The sequence below is a fragment of the Streptomyces gardneri genome (assembly GCF_006539185.1).
Lineage (GTDB): Bacteria > Actinomycetota > Actinomycetes > Streptomycetales > Streptomycetaceae > Streptomyces > Streptomyces gardneri.
Genome location: NZ_BJMN01000073.1, coordinates 15450 through 32617, shown reverse-complemented (window position 1 = coordinate 32617; position 17168 = coordinate 15450). Strand labels below are relative to the sequence as shown.

The following is a 17168-nucleotide window of genomic DNA, read 5'->3' as shown; positions in this document are numbered from 1 at the left end:
GGGGAGACACGGGAAGGGCGCCCCTCCCGGGCCGGGGAGGGGCGCCCTTCGTCGTCTGCGCGAGCGGGTCAGCGGTCCGACTCGACGGTGACCTTCTCGTCGTTGCGGATCTGCTCGACGAGCTGCTTCACCTTCGGCATGTCCCACTTGAGGGAGTTCTGCGGCGCGCCGCCCGAGAGAGGCATGTTCATGGACTTGCCGTCGCCGCTGTTGATCCCCTTCATCGCGAAGAACATCTTCCCGAGGTCGTACAGCGACATGTCCTTGTCCACGATCAGCGTGTCCAGACCGGCGCCCAGCGTCGGGTACAGCGCGAACGGGTTGAGGATCGTGCCCGGCGTCGCCGCCTGGTTGGCCAGGGCGGAGAGGAACTTCTGCTGGTTCTTCGTCCGCTGGAGGTCCGACTGGGCGAAGGCGTACCGGGTCCGGACGAAGGCCAGGGCCTGCTCGCCGTTGAGCGTCTGCTCGCCGGCCGCGAAGTCCGCCCCGGACTTCTTGTCCTTGAAGCCCTTCTCGATGTTGAGGTCCACACCGCCGAGCGCGTCCACGATGTTCGCGAAGCCGGCGAAGCCGATCTCCGCGTAGTGGTCGATGCGCAGGCCGGTGTTGAACTCGACGGTCCGCACGAGCAGCTCGGGGCCGTCCATCGCGTAGGCCGCGTTCAGCTTGGAGCCGCCGCGGGCCGGGTACTGCTTGCCCGACTCGGAGCCGACGAAGGACGGGATCGAGACCCACGAGTCGCGGGGGAGCGAGACCATCGTGTTCCCGCTGGAGCAGGCCGCGAGGATCATCATCGAGTCGGTGCGCTTGCCCGCGGCGGAGCCGGTGTGCAACTTCTTCTTGTCCTCGGCGGACATGCCCTCACGGCTGTCGGAGCCGACGATCAGGTACGTCGTGCAGTCGCCCTCCGACGGCCGCTCGATGACCTTGGAGAGGTCGACCTCGTTGCGCATCTGGGAGCTGGCCCAGGCGTACGTGCCGATGCCCCAGGCGAGGACGCCGACGACCAGGACGATCGAGCCGATCTTGGCGCGCTTGCGCCAGTCCGGGGCGGGGCGTCCGGGGCCCTGCGGCGTGTACGGCGGAGGCACGTTGCCCCGGCCGCCGCCCTGGGCGCCGCCGCCCTGGGGGCCACCGCCCTGCTGACCGCCGTAGACCTGGCCCGAGCTGTAACCGGAGTCGTAGCCCGAGCCCTGCGCCTGGGTGAAGTTCGGGTTGTAGCCCTGGCCCTGGTCGTAGCCCTGGTTCTGGCCGTAACCCTGGTCCTGGTCGTAGCGGGGCGGCTGCTGCGGAGCCTGCGGGCGCTGGACATGGCGCATCCTGCGAGCGCCCTCGGAATGGGAGTTCGCGCTGCCGCGGCCGTGTCCGCCGTCTTCGGGCCAGTCATTCATGCGGACCAGTGTGCCGGGCGGGGGAATCCCCTGGACAGGCCGGGTGGAAAATCGGACCGGTGCTGTTGCCAAGCTGATGCAAACCGGACAGGGGTGCGACCCGGCATAAGGTGGAGGGCATGACAGAACAGGGCGATATCCCCGGCAAGCCCACCTCGGCCTCCCGCACCACCCTCAGCCACATCATGACGAGCCATGACACCAACCTCCTCGGTACGGTGCACGGCGGCGTGATCATGAAGCTGGTGGACGACGCGGCGGGCGCCGTGGCGGGCCGGCACTCGGGCGGTCCGGCGGTCACCGCCTCGATGGACGAGATGGCCTTCCTCGAGCCGGTCAGGGTCGGTGACCTGCTGCACGTGAAGGCCCAGGTCAACTGGACCGGCCGGTCGTCCATGGAAGTCGGCGTACGGGTCATGGCCGAGCGCTGGAACGAGTCCACGCCCGCCACCCAGGTCGGCTCGGCCTATCTGGTCTTCGCGGCCGTCGACGCGGACGGCAAGCCGCGGCGCGTCCCGCAGGTCGTCCCGGAGACGGAGCAGGACAAGCGCCGCAACCAGGAGGCGCAGATCCGCCGCACCCACCGCCTGGCCCGCCGCCAGGCCATCAAGGACCTCCGCGAACGCCGAGCCGCCGAGGGCTACGAGGACTGACGCCCAGGGGGCCGCCGACGAGCGGCCCCCGCCCCCGGAGACGTACCCCTGACGGCCCTGACAGCCCGCACGGTCCCTACGGGCACACCACCTGGTCCCCGGTCACCGCCTCGAACGGGCCGCCCCGCCCCGACTCCTCGGCCCGGACCCCCGTGACCCCCCGGTAGTCCGCCCCCACCGTCACCCGCAGCGTCCCGCCCCGCCCCGCCACCGCCCGCAGCTCCGCCCCCGGCAGCGCCGCCGCGAGGGACTTCGCCGAGCGGTCCCAGCGCGGGTCGTACTCCACGAGCGTCCGCGCCAGCTCCTGCCCGGACCCCGTCATCGGCGTCCGGGTCGTGTCGAAGCCGGTCGCGCGCAGCGCGTCGTCCACCTTCCGGCCGAGCCCGTCCGTCCGGGTCCCGTTGTAGACCTGCACCCGGATGGTGCGCGGAGCCACGTCCACGACGGCCGTCCTCGGGGCGGCGCCCTTCCCGGCGGACGCCGTCTTCTGCGAGGCCTGCGCCAGCGGCCGGTCCTCCCGCAGCGCCTGGAACAGCTTCTGCGCCTTCGCCGCGTCCCACTTCACCGTCGACCCGATCCCCTTGACCGGGAAGCTCATGTCGCCGATCGGGACCGACACGAACTCCGAGGACGCCGGCGTGAAGCCCCGCATCGCCTTGGACAGCGCCAGCATCTGATCCGTACCGAAGTCCTCGTCGGCCCGGACCGAGCTCAGCATCGTCGTGGCCATCTCCCGGAACCGCACCGGGTTCAGCAGCACCCCGCCGCTCGTCGCCCGCTCGATCAGCGCCGCCAGGAACTTCTGCTGCCGCTGCATGCGCCCGATGTCGGCGGCCCCGTCGATGTGCCGCGAGCGGACGTACTGGAGGGCCTGCCCGCCGTCGAGCTCATGGGTGCCGGCCGCGAGGTCGAGCCCGGTGGCGGAGTCCTTGACCGCCCGGGTCGTGCAGATCTGCACCCCGCCGATCGCGTCCACGGTCCGCATGAAGCTGGTGAAGTCGACCTCCAGATAGTGGTCGATCTTCACGCCGGTCATCGACTCGACGGTCCGGACGGTCAGCCCGGGCCCGCCCTCCGCGTAGGCGGCGTTCAGCTTCACGGGGTGGGAGTTGTGCTTCCTGCCACTGTTCAGGTCGGTGTGCTCGGGCATCTCGGCGTACGAGTCACGGGGCAGGCTGACGACGCTCGCCCGCTCCCGGTCCTCCGAGATGTGCACGAGCATCACGGTGTCGGTGCAGTGGCAGGGCGCGCCGCCGAGCCGGTACTTCTCCTTCTCCTCCTGGGTGATCCGGTCCCGGCCGTCGGTGCCGACGACGAGGATGTTCATCCCGTGCCCGGCCTGCGGCCGGTTCTTCATGTCCTTGAAGGGGTCGACCCGGGTGATCCCGGTGTCCAGGCCGGTCACCACCGCGTGCCCGATCCCGCCCGCCGCGAGGACCACCACGGACAGCGCGGTCGCCATCCGCATCCCCCACCGGGGCCGCCGCGGTCGCCGCCGGCGAACCGGTGCGGGCGGCCGGGGAACGGGCCTGCGACGGGGCGTGCGGGGCGGTGTGGGCACGGACGGACACCTCCGCGGGTGTGACAAGGGGAACCGTGAGCACGGTAGGCCCATACGATCAGCGCAAGGGTGCACCACCCATGCGGCGCGCACCGGTGTCCCCCGTTCGCGGTAACGTGGCGGGCAATACTGCTGTCTCCCGGGGGACGACCCCCGAACCCCCGAGGAACCATGCTGCCCCCCGTCTCCGTGATCATGCCGGTCCTCAACGAGGAGCGGTATCTGCGCACCTCGGTTCGTCACATCCTGGAGCAGGAGTACGACGGCGAGATGGAGGTGGTGATCGCCCTCGGCCCGTCCACGGACCGCACGGACGAGATCGCCGCCGAGCTCGTACGAGAAGACCCCCGCGTCCACACCGTGCCGAACCCCACGGGCCGCACCCCCGCCGCTCTCAACGCGGCGATCCAGGCCTCCCGTCATCCGATCGTGGTGCGCGTCGACGGCCACGGCATGCTGTCGCCGAACTACATCGCGACCGCCGTCCGGCTCCTGGAGGAGACGGGCGCGCAGAACGTCGGCGGTGTCATGCACGCCGAGGGCGAGAACGCCTGGGAGGACGCGGTCGCCGCCGCGATGACCTCGAAGATCGGCGTGGGCAACGCGGCCTTCCACACGGGCGGCGAGGCCGGCCCGGCGGAGACCGTGTACCTGGGCGTCTTCCGCCGCGAGGCCCTGGAGCGGCAGGGCGGGTACAACATCGAGTTCATCCGCGCCCAGGACTGGGAGCTGAACTTCCGCATCCGCGAGGCGGGCGGCCTCATCTGGTTCTCGCCGGAGCTGCGCGTCCAGTACCGCCCGAGGCCCTCGGTGAAGGCCCTCGCGAAGCAGTACAAGGACTACGGCCGCTGGCGCCACGTGGTGGCCCGCTACCACCAGGGCTCCATCAACCTCCGCTACCTGGCCCCGCCGACCGCCGTCTGCGCCATCGCCGCGGGCCTCGTGGTGGGTGCCACGCTCACCCCGCTCGGCTTCGTGATCCCGGCGGGCTACCTCGCCGCGATCACGGCGGGCTCGCTCCCCGCGGGCAAGGGCCTGTCGCTGAAGGCCCGTCTGCAGATCCCGGTGGCGCTCGCGACGATGCACATGTCGTGGGGGTACGGCTTCCTGACGAGCCCGCGCTCGCTGGCCCGGAAGGTCATCGCGAGCCGCCGCCCGGCGGTGAAGGCGGGCGAGTCCGAGACGGTCTGACGGTACGGACGACCGACGGCCGGGTCCCTCAGGGGGCCCGGCCGTCGTCGCGTTCAGGGAGCGTCAGCTGACCCCGTCCCAGCGGTAGACCGAGTAGATGTCCATGCACTCCGCCTTGTCGTCGGCGCCGTCGGGCAGGTCACCGGCCACCGACGTCGGCTTCTTGTACGTGGTGCCCTCGCGCCAGTCCGCGCCGACGATCAGGGTGATGCCCTTCGCCTCGGCGTCGGCCCGTACGGCCGAGTCGGGCAGTCCGAGCGCCTTCGTCACGGAGAGCGCGTTCGCCTTGCCCTGGTCGGCGTCCGCCTTGGGGTAGGTGACGACGGTGTCCTTGCGGCCCCCGCCGTCCCTGGAGGCGTCGGCCTGGGTGAAGCCCTTGCCCTGGAGCGCCTCGGCCATGTCGCCGGCCCGGCCCTCGACGGCCGGCTCGTCGTTGCCGTCGGTGCCGTTGACGACGGTCACGGCGAAGGAGCCGGGAGCCTCGGCCGGCGTCTTGGGCTTGGGGGATGCGGTGGCCTTCGGCTTCGCCTTCGCGCCGGACTTGTCGCCGTTCTTGTCGTAGGCGACGTCGTCCCGGAGCATCGCCCACATCTTGTCGGCGGAGGAGGGCCGCAGCTGGAGCCATTCCTTCGGCCGCTGCGGATAGGGGTCCGTGGGGACGGTCGCCGTCGTCAGACGGTCGATCTTCACGTTCTTGAGCTGCATCGACAGATCGAAGAGCTTCTTCACGGTGTCGAGGTCCTGCGAGACCTTGAGGGACTTGGTGGCGGTCTCGGCCAGGCCCATCAGCCGCCCCGTGTCGGTCCAGGCGTTCTGCTCCTGGAGCTTCTTCATCATCCCGTTCATGTACATGTGCTGGGCCTTGGCGCGGTTCTGGTCGCTGCCGAAGGCGTGCCGGGTACGCAGCCACTGGAGCGCCTGCACGCCCTGGACCTCGGTCGTGCCCTTCGGCAGCTTCAGACCGGAGCCGCCCTTCACCAGGCGGGTCGACTTGTCGTGCACACCCGTGTTGACGCACACGGGGACGCCGCCGACCTCGTCCGCCATCGCCACCACACCCGCGAAGTCGACCATCAGCCAGTGGTCGATGTAGACCCCGGTGAGGCTCTCCCAGGTGGTGAGGGTGCAGCCGGGACCGCCGCGCTGGAGCGACTCGTTGATGGGCCGGTTCGTGGTGGCGGCGTAGGGAGTGCCGTTCTCGTCCTTGCACTCCGGGATCTTGACGACCGTGTCGCGCGGGATGGAGATGAGCGAGGCGTTCTCGCGGTCCGCCGAGACGTGGAGCAGCATCTGCACGTCGGCGAGCGGCTTGCGGTCCTTGTCGTTGCGGCCGCCGCCGAGGGCGATGTTCTTCTCGTCGGCCCGGCTGTCGGAGCCTATGAGGAGGATGTTGAGCGGGGTGTCGCCGAGCGCGTTGGGCGCGGCCTTCTTCACGCCGCTGCTGCCGCCCGCGCGGTCACCGCTGCGGATGTTGCCGTTGAGGTGCTCGTAGTACAGGTATCCGGCGCCGGCCGTCCCGAGTATCAGTACGGCAAGGGTGATCGCCACCCAGCGCAGCACCTTGTGCTTGCCGGCCTTCTTGGCCCGGCGGCGCGAACCGCCGCGACGGTGGCTCGTCCGCGCGTCGCCGCCGGTCTCCGCCCCTCCGCCGGCGGTACCGCTGCGACGCCGCTCGGCCCGGGTCGACGCCGGCGCCGACGTACCGCCGGATCCGGTGTCATCGGCCCCGGAGTCGCCCCCGGCCCCGGACTCGCCCCCGGCGCCGGTCGCCTCCCCCGCTCCGTAGAGGTCGTCGTCCCAGCCCAGTTCACGGGCGCGCGGAACGCGTCCCCGCGTTCCCTCCCCACGCACGTTCTGTCCCACCCCAGGTCCCCTCGTGATTCAGCCGCGCGCCGAGGCCTGGTGTTTCCAGGTCATTCGGCACACACCTTCTTGTCGGCTTCTACCTTGTCGACGTCCGGCGCCTTCGTCGGACCCTTGACGGGCGCCCCCGCGCCCTTGAAGTCGGCACCGAGGACGAGCGTCATGGGCTCGCGTTCCCCGGCGTCCTGCGTGCCCGGCTTGAGAGCCGTGGCGGGCAGACCCATCATGTCCGCGAGCTTGCGGGCCTGATCGGCCTGGTTCGGTGCGTAGGTGAGTGTGGTCTTCGCCGCCTTCTCGGGGGCGTTGCTCTTGTTGGTGGAGCGGCTCACACCCATGTCGTTCTGCAGCCAGTTGATCGTGGACTGCGCGGCTCCGGTGATGCCACTGCCGTTGTAGACGTCGACGCGTACGTCGGCGGCCTCGGCGCGCGTGCCCTGGAGGAGCTTCGCCTGGGCCTGCGCCTTGGCGTTCTTGGCGTCCTTCTCCTTCTTCTTCACCTCGGTGAAGGAGACGTCGTTCTGGATCATGCCGAACACCTGCGGGGCCTTGGTCTGGTCGAGGACCACGGTCGCGCGCTTGTTCGGCGGCTCGTCGGGGTTGTCGACGACCGGCACGGTCATGAAGCTGATGTTCTTGAGGTCGACCTTGCCGATCTCCTTGGCAAGGCTGGTCAGCTTGAGGGCACTTCCTATGCCCTTGTCCACCGTCAGCGCGTCGGTCGCCGCGTTCGCGACGTCGAGCAGCTGCGTCGGGCTGTCCAGCGTGTCTTCCTTCAGCTGGCGCATCATCGACGCGAGGAACTGCTGCTGCATCTTGATGCGGTCCAGGTCGCTCTCGTTGCCGAGGCCGTGGCGGTTGCGGAGGAACGCGAGCGCGTCCTCGCCCTGGATCCGGTGCTCGCCCTCGTCGAGGTTGAGCTTGGAGTACTTGGTGTCGCGGATGGGCTTGTTCAGGCAGACCTTCACGCCGCCGACGGCGGCCGACAGCGTCTTGACCGCGTTGAAGTCGACCATCATGAAGTGGTTGATGCCGATGCCGGACATCTCCGTGATGGTGCGCATGGTGCAGCCGGGGTCGCGGCCGTTGACCCCGAACGACTCGTTGAACTTGGTCGTCCCGACCGAGCCGGGGATGACCTTGGTCGAGCCGTCGGGCTGCTTCGTGGGGCAGTCCGGGATCTTGATCTTGAGGTCGCGGGGGATGCTCACGGCCGTCGCGTTGGTGCGGTCCTCGGCGATGTGGATGAGGAACGTCGTGTCGGCGTGGCCGGTGACGTTCGTCTTGTTCCCGTAGCTCTCGTTGCCCTCGCCGGTCCGGACGTCGTTGCCGATGACCAGGATGTTGAGCGGCCCGTCCATGCCCGGCGTCTCGACCGCCGCGTTGCCGACGTCGACGGCGTCGATGTTGCCGTCGAGCTTCTTGTAGAGCATGTACGCGCCGGTGGCGCCGCCCACGAGCACGAAGGCCATGGTGCCGCCGGTCCACAGGAGGACCTTCTTCTTGCGGGACGCGCCCTGCTTGGGCTTGCGGCGGCTCGCGGGCGGCTGACCGCCGCCGCCCTGCTCGGAGACGCGGCGGCGGCGCTGACCGGGGACGGGTGCCTCGGTGGCCGTGCCGGCACCGGCACCGCGGCCGCGGCCGGTGGGGGCCGCGTCGGCCTCGGTGGCCGTGCTCGATCTGCGGGGCCGGGACGGTGCCTGCGGCTGCTCACCGGAGTTGTCCAGTCGCAGTTCGTAGTTGCCGGTCTGTGGGTTGAGAACCCACTGGTCGGCGGGGTCGATCTCGTCCGCCCGTCCACGGCTGTGCGCGTCCACGGTTACTCGAGTCCTCCGTCGGTGCCACGCGAGGCGCCTCCCCCGTAGGGCGCCGCTCTCTCGGTCGTTCGATCCTTGGTGAGTGCGACGACCACACGGTCGGGGTGCACCGGATCGCGTCACACTATCCGCCCAGTTCAGCGTGGGGCGACGTCAGTGACAAATTCCACGCCCCTTACAACCGGGCAATTTGCTCAAACCTCATCCGACCCTGCCCTCCCCTTGGGACGCCCTTTACCCACCGCGTCCGTGGGGTTCCTAAGAGCACACGCCCTCCGCCGCGTTGCGGCCCGTGAAGGTCGGCGTCGAGGAGGGAGTCGGGGTGTCCGCGTCGTCGGGCTTCCCGTCGCCGCCCGTCCCACCGCCTGTCCCGCCGCTTCCGTCACCTCTCCCGTCGTTCTCCTCCTCGGAGTGCGGAGTCACGAGGACGGGCTTGTCCTCCCTTAGCTGCCGGAAGAGTTGACTCGCCGCCGGCTGTACCAGTTCGTCCCGATTCGCGTTGTACGCGTACGGGCGGCGCGGCACCGTGAGGAACTGCACCTTCTCCGGCGGGACGGCCCGCATCGCGCGCGCCAGGTCGTACAGCTCCCGCAGCGAGTCGAGCCCCGTGTCGGTGGTGATCGCCTTCGTGGCCGCGTCCAGGACCGGGTAGAGCTTGGTCGGGTTCAGCAGCACCCCGTCGCTCTGCACCTTGTTGACGAGCGCGCCGAGGAACTGCTGCTGCCGGTCCATGCGTTCCGTGTCGCTGCCGTTGCCGATCGACTTCCTGGCCCGTACGAAGCCGAGGGCCTGCTCGCCGTGGAGCGTCTGGCGCCCCGCGGGCAGCTTCAGCTTGGCGTCGGTGTCGTCGACGGGCTCCTTGAGGCAGACCTCCACGCCGTCCACGGCGTCGACCATCTTCTTGAAGCCCCGGAAGTCGATCACCATGTGGTTGTCGACGCGGATCCCGGTCAGCTTCTCGACGGTACGGATCGTGCACGCCGTACCGCCGAACTCGAAGGCCCAGTTGAACTGCGCGAACTGCTCACGGGTCCGGGTCCCGTCGGCCTTGGTGCAGCTCGGGATCGTCACCATCAGGTCGCGCGGGAGGGAGACGGCCGTCGCGCTCGACTTCTCCGCCGAGAGGTGCAGCAGGATCGTCGTGTCGGAGCGCTGGGTGCCCTTGTCCTTGCCGTACTTGCGGTTCCCCTCGCCGGTCCGGGTGTCCGAGCCGATGAGCAGGATGTTCCTGGCGGCGGTGGTGCCCGCCGCCGGCCGCTCCTTCTCGTACTTCCGCAGCTCGGCGGCGGCCGTCGTGTCCGTGGTGATGTTGCCGTCGAGCTTCCGGTAGAACCACCAGCCGACCCCGGCCGCGATCAGCACCACGACCGAGATCCCGAGGGCCGTCCACCTCAGCCAGTGGCGCTTGCGCGGCTTCTCCGGAGCACCGGGCGCCGGGTCTTCCTGCGCCGGGGGATCCGGTTCGGCGGGCGTGCCAGCGCGATCCGTCACGTCAGTCCGTCCTTCGAGGCGTCGGCGGCGCGCCCGGCGGCCACCGGTCATGGAAGGAGACGGCCGAACCCGACGCATGGTTGTGCGGAAGGAGGCGACTCCCCCCGGCCGATCATGTACCGGAGTCGGCGCGGGGACCCGGGGACTCGGCGCGCGACTACGCCGAATGGGGCGCTCAGGAGGGTGGAGGGCCGGTGCCGGAGGTCTCGGACGGGCGCTGGGCCGGTGTGGAGGGTCTGGTGCGGGAGCGTGGGTGGTCGGGTGTGCTCGTCGGGCCGGAGTCGGCGTGGCTCAGAGCGCGGTGCCGGTCACCCGCTCGCTCTCCACGCGCTTCTCCAGGGCGTCGGGCGCGAGTCGGTCCAGGTTCCGGCACAGGACCACCGAGCCGCCGGCCGCCAGGGGCGCGTACAGGCCGGTCGAGAGTCCCTCCCAGCTGTCGAAGCCGAGACCGGAGAGCAGCCGGGAACCGGGGGCGAGGCCGAGGGCCGCCGCGTCGACGCGGGCCTGCGCGACGAGCTGGGCGCCGCTGTGTTCCTTACCGTCGACGACGAGGGCGGGAGCCTCGGGATCCACCGGCACGAACGGCGCGAACCGGTCGCCTTGGCTCGGCACCTCGACCGCGTAGTCCGCGTACCCGGCGGGCGGGGCGGGGAAGCGGCGGCCCAGCGGCGCCAGCGAGAGCGCGATCCGCTCACCGGAGCAGGCGAGACCCGCCTCCAGCTTCTCCGGCCCCGCGACCACGAGATCGGCGTCCGCGGGATCGCCGCCGACCTCGACGACCACCCCGACGGAGGAGGCGGCGAGCAGCCAGACGGCCGTCTGCCAGTGCGCGGGCAGCAGCAGCGCGAGCCGGTCGCCCGGGGCGGCGGACAGCTCGCCCTGGAGGAGGTTCGCCGTCTTGGCCACCCAATTGGCGAAGGTGGCGACGGACAATTCCACGCGCTCACCGGTGGCGTCGTCGTAGAAAGTGACCAAGGGGCGGGCGGGGTCCGCGGCGAGGGCGGATCGCAGCAGGTCGGCGGGGGTGCGGTCGCTGGCGTTCACGCCGGACAGCGTACGCGGGCGGGCGCGCGGGGTCCTCCGTACCGGTGAAGGCGTCCACCGGTCGGCCCGACGGCACGTCAATTTCCGCGCGGATTCCCGGCGCGCGGAACGCGCCGGGGATACACACGATCGGTCCATGCGTGCCTCACTCGCCACCTCGATCGCCGTCACCTGTGCGGCGGTGCTCGCCCTGCCGGTCTCCCTCGCCGTACCCGCGGCGGCCACGGTGCCACCGGAGGTCGCCGCGCTGCCACCGGGGCCCGAGCGGCTGCCCGGCTCCACCCAGTCGCTGCCGCTCGCGCCCCTGGACGGTTCCGTACGCGGCTTCGGCAGCGGAACAGGCCCCGACACGGGGGAGCAGGGCCTGGCCCGACGCGACGTCAGACCGTTCTCCCTCCTGGGCGTCGTCTGGGACGACCCGGCGGCCGCGCTGCACGGCATGGTGCAGGTCCGCACCCGGGCCACCGGCGACGGGACCTGGTCGTCGTGGCAGGACGTGGAGACCCACAACGACGAGCACGGCGCCGACCCGGAGACCGCGGAGGGCACCGGCCGGGCGCTCAAGGGCTCCACGGCACCGCTGTGGGTCGGCGACTCGGACGGCGTCGAGATCCGCGTACGGGGCGAGGAGCAGCTCCCGGAGGGCCTCCGCCTCGAACTGGTCGACCCGGGCACGGACCCGGGCGGCGCCGTCCCCCAGGTCCGTACGGCGGCGGTCCTCACTGGCCCGACGGCGGCGGAGGCGGCGGCCAGCGCGGTCAACTCGCAGCTGGCGCCGTACGGCGCGGCCTGGATCCCGGCGCTGTCGAAGGAGGCGACGGAGGTGACGTTCCGCCACTTCCCGGAGTGGGCCGGACCGGCAAGGCCGGCACAGCCGGAGAAAACCGCCCAGACCGCCCAGAACACCCAGGCCGCCCAGGCCGCCCCGGTCGCGGCGGCACCGGCGAAGCCGTACATCGGCCCCCGCCCGAAGATCATCACGCGCAAGGGCTGGGGAGCGGACGAGAAGCTCCGCGAGAAGGGCTTCGTCTACACGAAGAGCATCAAGGCGGCCTTCGTCCACCACACCGCGACCGGCAACAACTACACGTGCCGCCAGGCCCCCTCCGTCCTCCGCGGTATCTACCGCTACCACGTTCAGAGCAGTGGATGGCGGGACTTCGGCTACAACTTCGCCGTCGACAAGTGCGGAAACATCTACGAAGGCCGTGCGGGCGGCGTGGCCAAGCCCGTCCTCGGCGCGCACACCCTCGGCTTCAACACCAACAGCATGGGTGTCGCCGTCGTCGGCAGCTACGAGAAGAGCAGTCCCCCGGCCGCCGTGCTCACCGCCGTCGCCCGGCTGACGGCCTGGAAGCTGGGGCTTCACGGGGTGAACCCGAACAGCACGACGTATCTGACCTCAGGGGGCGGAAACCTGTACAAGAAGGGCACACGGGTCAAGATGCGCACCATCTCCGGACACCGTGACGGATTCGCCACGGCGTGCCCCGGCGCACGCCTGTACAGCAAGCTCGGCACGGCCAGGACGACATCGGCGAAGTATCAAGGGAGGCTCTGATGGGGTCAGGCGGGCAACCATCTGCATAAACTGACCGGTCACATCGCACGGACGACCGAGACGGGCGGGCGGACCGGCCCCGAACAGGAAGCAGAGACGACAAGGTGACTGAAGCGATCCTCCTGGTCGGTGGCAAGGGCACAAGGCTGCGGCCCCTCACGGTCAACACGCCGAAACCCATGGTCCCGGCGGCAGGCGTCCCCTTCCTGACGCACCAGCTGGCCCGCGCCCGCGCCGCCGGCGTCGAGCACATCGTGCTCGCCACCTCCTACCTGGCCGAGGTCTTCGAGCCGCACTTCGGCGACGGCTCCGACCTCGGTCTGAGCATCGAGTACGTCACGGAGGAGGAGCCGCTCGGCACCGGCGGCGCGATACGCAACGTCGCCTCGCGCCTCCACTCGGGCCCGGACGAACCGGTCCTGATCTTCAACGGCGACATCCTCACGGGCCTCGATATCCGGGCCCTCGTGGACACCCACGCCTCCTCCGGCGCGGACGTCTCGCTCCACCTCACCCGCGTCGAGGACCCGAGGGCCTTCGGCCTGGTCCCCACGGACGAGACGGGCCGGGTCAAGGCCTTCCTCGAGAAGCCCCAGACGCCCGAGGAGATCGTCACCGACCAGATCAACGCCGGCGCGTACGTCTTCCGCCGCTCGGTCATCGACACGATCCCCACCGGCCGCCCGGTCTCGGTCGAGCGCGAGACCTTCCCGGAGCTGCTCGCCTCCGGCGCGCACCTCCAGGGCATGGTCGACTCCACGTACTGGCTGGACCTCGGCACCCCGCAGGCCTTCGTCCGCGGCTCCGCCGACCTGGTCCTCGGCCGCGCCCCCTCCCCGGCGGTCCCGGGCCGCTGCGGCGACCGCCTGGTCCTCCCGTCGGCCCGGGTCGCCCCGGACGCCAAGCTGACCGGCGGCACGGTCGTCGGTGCGGACGCCGTGATCGGCGAGGGCGCGCGCATCGCGGGCTCCACGATCCTGGCGGGCGCGATCGTCGAACCGGGCGCGGTGATCACCGACTCCCTCGTCGGCGCGGGCGCCCGCATCGGCGCGCGCACGGTCCTCACGGGCGCGGTGATCGGCGACGGAGCCCAGGTGGGCCCGGACAACGAACTCCGGGACGGCATCAGAATCTGGTGCGACACCACCCTCCCGGCCAACGCGGTCCGCTTCTCCTCGGACCAGTAGGCCCCACCCCGCGGTGCCCACACCGTTGTGGGCATTCGTTCCGCTGGGGCGGAGCCCCGCCCTGCGGGACGGTTGCCCACACGGGGCACGGCTAGGCTCATATCCATGGCCGGCCGCTTCGTACCCGAACCCACCCGCACCACCGTGCGCGGCGGCCACACCCCCGTACCCCTCACCCCCGACGCCCCGATAGACCTCGGCCTCACCCTCGGCCCCCTCCGCCGCGGCCCCGCCGACCCCACCTTCCGCGTGACCCCGGACGGCTCCGTCTGGCGGGCCAGCCGCACCCCCGACGGCCCCGGCACCCTCCGCGTGGCCGTCCGGGACGGCGAGGTCGCGGCCGAGGCCTGGGGCGCGGGCGCGACCTGGCTCCTGGACCGCCTCCCGGCCCTCCTCGGCGCCGAGGACGACCCGACCGCCTTCGTCCCGCGCCACAAGCTGATCCTGGCGACCCACCGCCGCCGCCCCGGCCTCCGCCTGACGCGCACGGGCCTGGTCCTGGAGTCGCTGATCCCGACGGTCCTGGAACAGAAGGTCACGGCGACGGAGGCGTACGCGGCCTGGCGGCTGCTCGTACGGAAGTACGGCGAGCCCGCCCCCGGCCCCGCCCCCGACGGCATGTACGCGATGCCCGACGCCCGCACCTGGACCCAGATCCCGTCCTGGGAGTGGCACCGCGCGAACGTCGACGGCAAGCGCTCGGCGACGATCGTCCGCGCGGCGCGGGTCGCGGCCCGCCTGGAGGAGGCCGCGCACATGGACCCGCCGGCGGCCCGCGAGCGCCTGGAGCTGATCCCCGGCATCGGCCCCTGGACGAGCGCCGAGACGATTCAGCGCAGCAACGGCGCCCCGGACGAGGTCACCACCGGCGACCTCCACCTCCCGGGCATCGTCGGCTGGGCCCTCGCGGGCGACCGGACGACCGACGACGAGGCGATGCTGACCCTCCTGGCCCCCTACGCGGGCCAGCGCCACCGCGCCGCCCGCCTGGTCCTCCTCAGCGGCCGCGTCCCGCCCCGCAGGGCGCCCCGCATGACGCCGGGCGACATCGCGCACCTCTGAACAGCCCGGGCACATCAGCCCGGGCTCAGCCCGAGAACACACTCAGCGTTCGCGGCACAGACTCAGCGCACCTCGAAGAAGTCCGCCGCGATCCGCCCCGGCCGCTCCTTGGGCGGAGCCGCCGCGTGCCCGATCGCCACCGCGCCCATCGGGTCCCAGCCCTCCGGCAGCCCGAGGACCTCCCGTACGACGTCCCGGCAGAACATCGTCGACGACACCCACGCCGAGCCGAGCCGCTCACCCGCGAGCGCCACCAGGAAGTTCTGTACGCCAGCGCCGGCCGCGACCACGAACATCTCGCGCTCGGCCGCGTCCCGCCGCGGGTCGCCGTAGTGGTGGGCCCCGTCCGTCACGAGGCAGGGCACGGCCAGGTAGGGCGCGTTGCGCAGGACGTCCCCGCGCCGCACCCGCTTGGCCACCGACTCCTCGGACTTCCCGTCCCGCCGCAGATCCGCGATCCACGCGTCCCGCATCGCGTCGAGCAGTCGCGTCCGCGACTCCGGCGACTCGAGCAGGACGAACCGCCAGGGCGTGGTGTGGTGCGGGGCCGGCGCCGTCACGGCCGCGGCGACCGCACGCCGGACCGCGCCCGGGTCGACGGGCTCGTCCGTGAACTCCCGTACGGTCCGCCGCAGCGTCACCGCCTCCCGTACGGCCTCCGACGTCCCCAGCCGGAACATGTCGTCGGCGGCGACGCGCACGAGTTCCCGCGCCCCCGGCTCCTCGTCCCCGGCCACGACGTGCGGCAGGCCGCGGACGACGGCGACCGGCAGCCCCTCGGCCTTGCCCTTCACCAGGTCGCCCGCGGCGGCGAGTTCGTCGGCGGTGGCGACCACGGTCGCGCTCAGCGGATTGCCGTACGCGTCGGTCCCGCCGCGCAGGTCGTCGAGGACCCGCACCCCGGCCGCGCCGATCGCGACATCGGTGAGACCGGTGCGCCAGGGCCGCCCGAAGGTGTCCGTGACGACGACCCCGACATCGACGCCGAGCGTGTCCCGCAGCCCCGAACGGATGCGCCGCGCCGAGGCGTCGGGGTCCTCCGGCAGCAACAGCACGGTCCCGGATGGGGTGTTGGAGGCGTCGACCCCGGCGGCGGCCATGACGAGCCCCTGCCGGTTCTCGACGATCCGCAGGGTGCCGCGCCGCGCCACCACCCGTACCGTCTCGGCGTCTATCGCCTTCTCGCGGTCGTCGGCGGCGATCACCCGCCCCTCGGCCTTGCTCACGATCTTGGACGTGACGAGGAGGACGTCCCCGTCGACGAGCCCGGGCGAGGCGGAGGCGATCAGCTTGGCCAGATCGTCCCCGGCGGCCACCTCGGGCAGCCCGCCCAACGCCCAGACGCGGTACGAGGGAGCCTCCGGCGCCGTCTCGGCCGGAGACGTCATCGCAGCTCCTCGGCCAGCGCCAGCGCCTCACGCGCCATCGCGGCCGTCGCCTCCACGTCCGTCATCATCAGCGGCACGGCCCGGCAGCGGATGCCCGCGGCCTCGACGTCCGTCACGGCGCCGGCGTCCACGGTGTCCACGAGCCAGCCGCCGAGGAGTTCGGAGCCGTAGTGCAGGGCCACCGCGGTCGCGGTGGACTCCACGCCCACCGCGGCGAGGACCTTGTCGGCCATGCCCCGCACGGGCGCGTCCCCGACGATGGGGGAGAGGCCCACGACCGGCGTCCCGGAGGCCGCGGCCGCGACGATCGCCTCGCGGATCCCGGGCACGGCCAGGATCGTCCCGACGCTCACCACGGGGTTGGACGGCGGGAAGAGCACGACGTCCGCCTCGGCGATCGCGTCCAGGACGCCCGGCGCGGGCTTCGCCGCCTCCGCGCCGACCGGCACGACGGCCTTCGCGTCCACGGAGGCGCGCAGCTTCACCCAGTACTCCTGGAAGTGCACGGCCTTCTGCTCGCCGTCGACCTCGATCGCGACGTGCGTCTCGACGCGGTCGTCGGACATCGGGAGCAGCCGCACGCCCGGCTGCCAGCGGGCGCACAGCGCCTCGGTGACGGCGCTCAGCGGGAAGCCCGCGCCGAGCATCTGCGTACGGACGATGTGGGTCGCGAAGTCCCGGTCGCCGAGGCCGAACCACTCGGGTCCGACGCCGTACGCCGCGAGCTCCTCCTTGACCGTGAAGGACTCGTCGAGGCGGCCCCAGCCCTGTTCCTCGTTGATGCCACCGCCGAGGGTGTACATCACCGTGTCCAGGTCGGGGCAGACCTTCAGCCCGAAGAGATGGATGTCGTCACCGGTGTTGCCGACGACCGTGATCTCCGCGTCCGGCGCGGCCTGCTTGAGGCCGCGAAGGAAGCGGGCACCACCGATGCCACCGGCCAGAACCACAATGCGCATGTG

At 71.7% G+C, this 17168-nt stretch carries 13 protein-coding genes; 5 read left to right on the top strand and 8 right to left on the bottom strand.

Going from position 1 to position 17168, the window contains the following annotated elements:
• Window positions 1-68 precede the first annotated feature (68 nt).
• Window positions 69-1391, bottom strand: coding sequence for an LCP family protein (locus SGA01_RS37655; protein ID WP_174867671.1), 1323 nt, complete (start codon window positions 1389-1391; stop codon window positions 69-71).
• A gap of 119 nt (window positions 1392-1510) precedes the next feature.
• On the opposite strand from SGA01_RS37655, the gene SGA01_RS37650 reads away from it, so the two are divergent.
• On the top strand, window positions 1511-2044 hold the full coding sequence (locus tag SGA01_RS37650) for an acyl-CoA thioesterase (RefSeq protein WP_055643142.1): 534 nt from the start codon (window positions 1511-1513) through the stop codon (window positions 2042-2044).
• A 76-nt stretch (window positions 2045-2120) separates the two neighbouring features.
• On the opposite strand, the gene SGA01_RS37645 is transcribed toward SGA01_RS37650, so the two are convergent.
• Complete coding sequence (locus tag SGA01_RS37645; RefSeq protein ID WP_435843342.1) at window positions 2121-3605, bottom strand: LCP family protein; 1485 nt, start codon at window positions 3603-3605, stop codon at window positions 2121-2123.
• 132 nt (window positions 3606-3737) lie between these two features.
• On the opposite strand from SGA01_RS37645, the gene SGA01_RS37640 reads away from it, so the two are divergent.
• The gene (locus SGA01_RS37640) at window positions 3738-4796 is read left to right on the top strand and encodes a glycosyltransferase (RefSeq protein ID WP_494485670.1); all 1059 of its coding nucleotides are present in this window, start codon (window positions 3738-3740) and stop codon (window positions 4794-4796) included.
• 63 nt (window positions 4797-4859) lie between these two features.
• On the opposite strand, the gene SGA01_RS37635 is transcribed toward SGA01_RS37640, so the two are convergent.
• From SGA01_RS37635 to SGA01_RS37620, 4 genes are all read right to left on the bottom strand, one after another.
• On the bottom strand, window positions 4860-6659 hold the full coding sequence (locus tag SGA01_RS37635) for an LCP family protein (RefSeq protein WP_229918562.1): 1800 nt from the start codon (window positions 6657-6659) through the stop codon (window positions 4860-4862).
• Between the two features lie 50 nt (window positions 6660-6709).
• The gene (locus SGA01_RS37630) at window positions 6710-8473 is read right to left on the bottom strand and encodes an LCP family protein (protein ID WP_141302676.1); all 1764 of its coding nucleotides are present in this window, start codon (window positions 8471-8473) and stop codon (window positions 6710-6712) included.
• Window positions 8474-8731: 258 nt separating this feature from the next.
• Entirely contained in the window at window positions 8732-9964 is a 1233-nt protein-coding gene (locus SGA01_RS37625; RefSeq protein ID WP_141302674.1) for an LCP family protein, read from the bottom strand.
• A 291-nt stretch (window positions 9965-10255) separates the two neighbouring features.
• Window positions 10256-11008 (bottom strand): TIGR03089 family protein, encoded by a 753-nt coding sequence (locus tag SGA01_RS37620; protein ID WP_141302672.1) that lies wholly within the window; start codon window positions 11006-11008, stop codon window positions 10256-10258.
• 136 nt (window positions 11009-11144) lie between these two features.
• Here SGA01_RS37620 and SGA01_RS37615 point away from each other — a divergent pair, with 136 nt between their 5' ends.
• The 3 genes from SGA01_RS37615 (at window position 11145) to SGA01_RS37605 (ending at window position 14818) form a co-directional block, all read left to right on the top strand.
• The gene (locus SGA01_RS37615; protein ID WP_141302670.1) at window positions 11145-12569 is read left to right on the top strand and encodes a peptidoglycan recognition protein family protein; all 1425 of its coding nucleotides are present in this window, start codon (window positions 11145-11147) and stop codon (window positions 12567-12569) included.
• A gap of 104 nt (window positions 12570-12673) precedes the next feature.
• Window positions 12674-13756 carry a mannose-1-phosphate guanylyltransferase gene (gene manB / locus SGA01_RS37610; RefSeq protein WP_141302668.1) on the top strand — a complete coding sequence of 361 codons (1083 nt, stop codon included), beginning with the start codon at window positions 12674-12676 and terminating at the stop codon, window positions 13754-13756.
• Between the two features lie 105 nt (window positions 13757-13861).
• Window positions 13862-14818, top strand: a complete 957-nt coding sequence (locus SGA01_RS37605) for a DNA-3-methyladenine glycosylase family protein (protein ID WP_141302666.1) — start codon at window positions 13862-13864, stop codon at window positions 14816-14818.
• Window positions 14819-14880: 62 nt separating this feature from the next.
• On the opposite strand, the gene SGA01_RS37600 is transcribed toward SGA01_RS37605, so the two are convergent.
• Both SGA01_RS37600 and cofD read right to left on the bottom strand, forming a co-directional pair.
• Window positions 14881-16206, bottom strand: coding sequence for a coenzyme F420-0:L-glutamate ligase (locus SGA01_RS37600; protein ID WP_055643151.1), 1326 nt, complete (start codon window positions 16204-16206; stop codon window positions 14881-14883).
• Window positions 16203-17165, bottom strand: a complete 963-nt coding sequence (gene cofD, locus SGA01_RS37595) for a 2-phospho-L-lactate transferase (protein WP_141302664.1) — start codon at window positions 17163-17165, stop codon at window positions 16203-16205. The genes SGA01_RS37600 and cofD overlap by 4 nt, the downstream gene beginning before the upstream one ends.
• Between the last annotated feature and the right edge of the window lie 3 nt (window positions 17166-17168).

What these genes read in the sequence shown, in the direction of transcription:
- SGA01_RS37655 (WP_174867671.1), bottom strand. Translation starts at nt 1,391, where the DNA reads ATGAATGACTGGCCCGAAGACGGCGGACACGGCCGCGGCAGCGCGAAC.
- SGA01_RS37615 (WP_141302670.1), top strand. Translation starts at nt 11,145, where the DNA reads ATGCGTGCCTCACTCGCCACCTCGATCGCCGTCACCTGTGCGGCGGTG.
- SGA01_RS37600 (WP_055643151.1), bottom strand. Translation starts at nt 16,206, where the DNA reads ATGACGTCTCCGGCCGAGACGGCGCCGGAGGCTCCCTCGTACCGCGTC.
- cofD (WP_141302664.1), bottom strand. Translation starts at nt 17,165, where the DNA reads ATGCGCATTGTGGTTCTGGCCGGTGGCATCGGTGGTGCCCGCTTCCTT.
- SGA01_RS37650 (WP_055643142.1), top strand. Translation starts at nt 1,511, where the DNA reads ATGACAGAACAGGGCGATATCCCCGGCAAGCCCACCTCGGCCTCCCGC.
- SGA01_RS37605 (WP_141302666.1), top strand. Translation starts at nt 13,862, where the DNA reads ATGGCCGGCCGCTTCGTACCCGAACCCACCCGCACCACCGTGCGCGGC.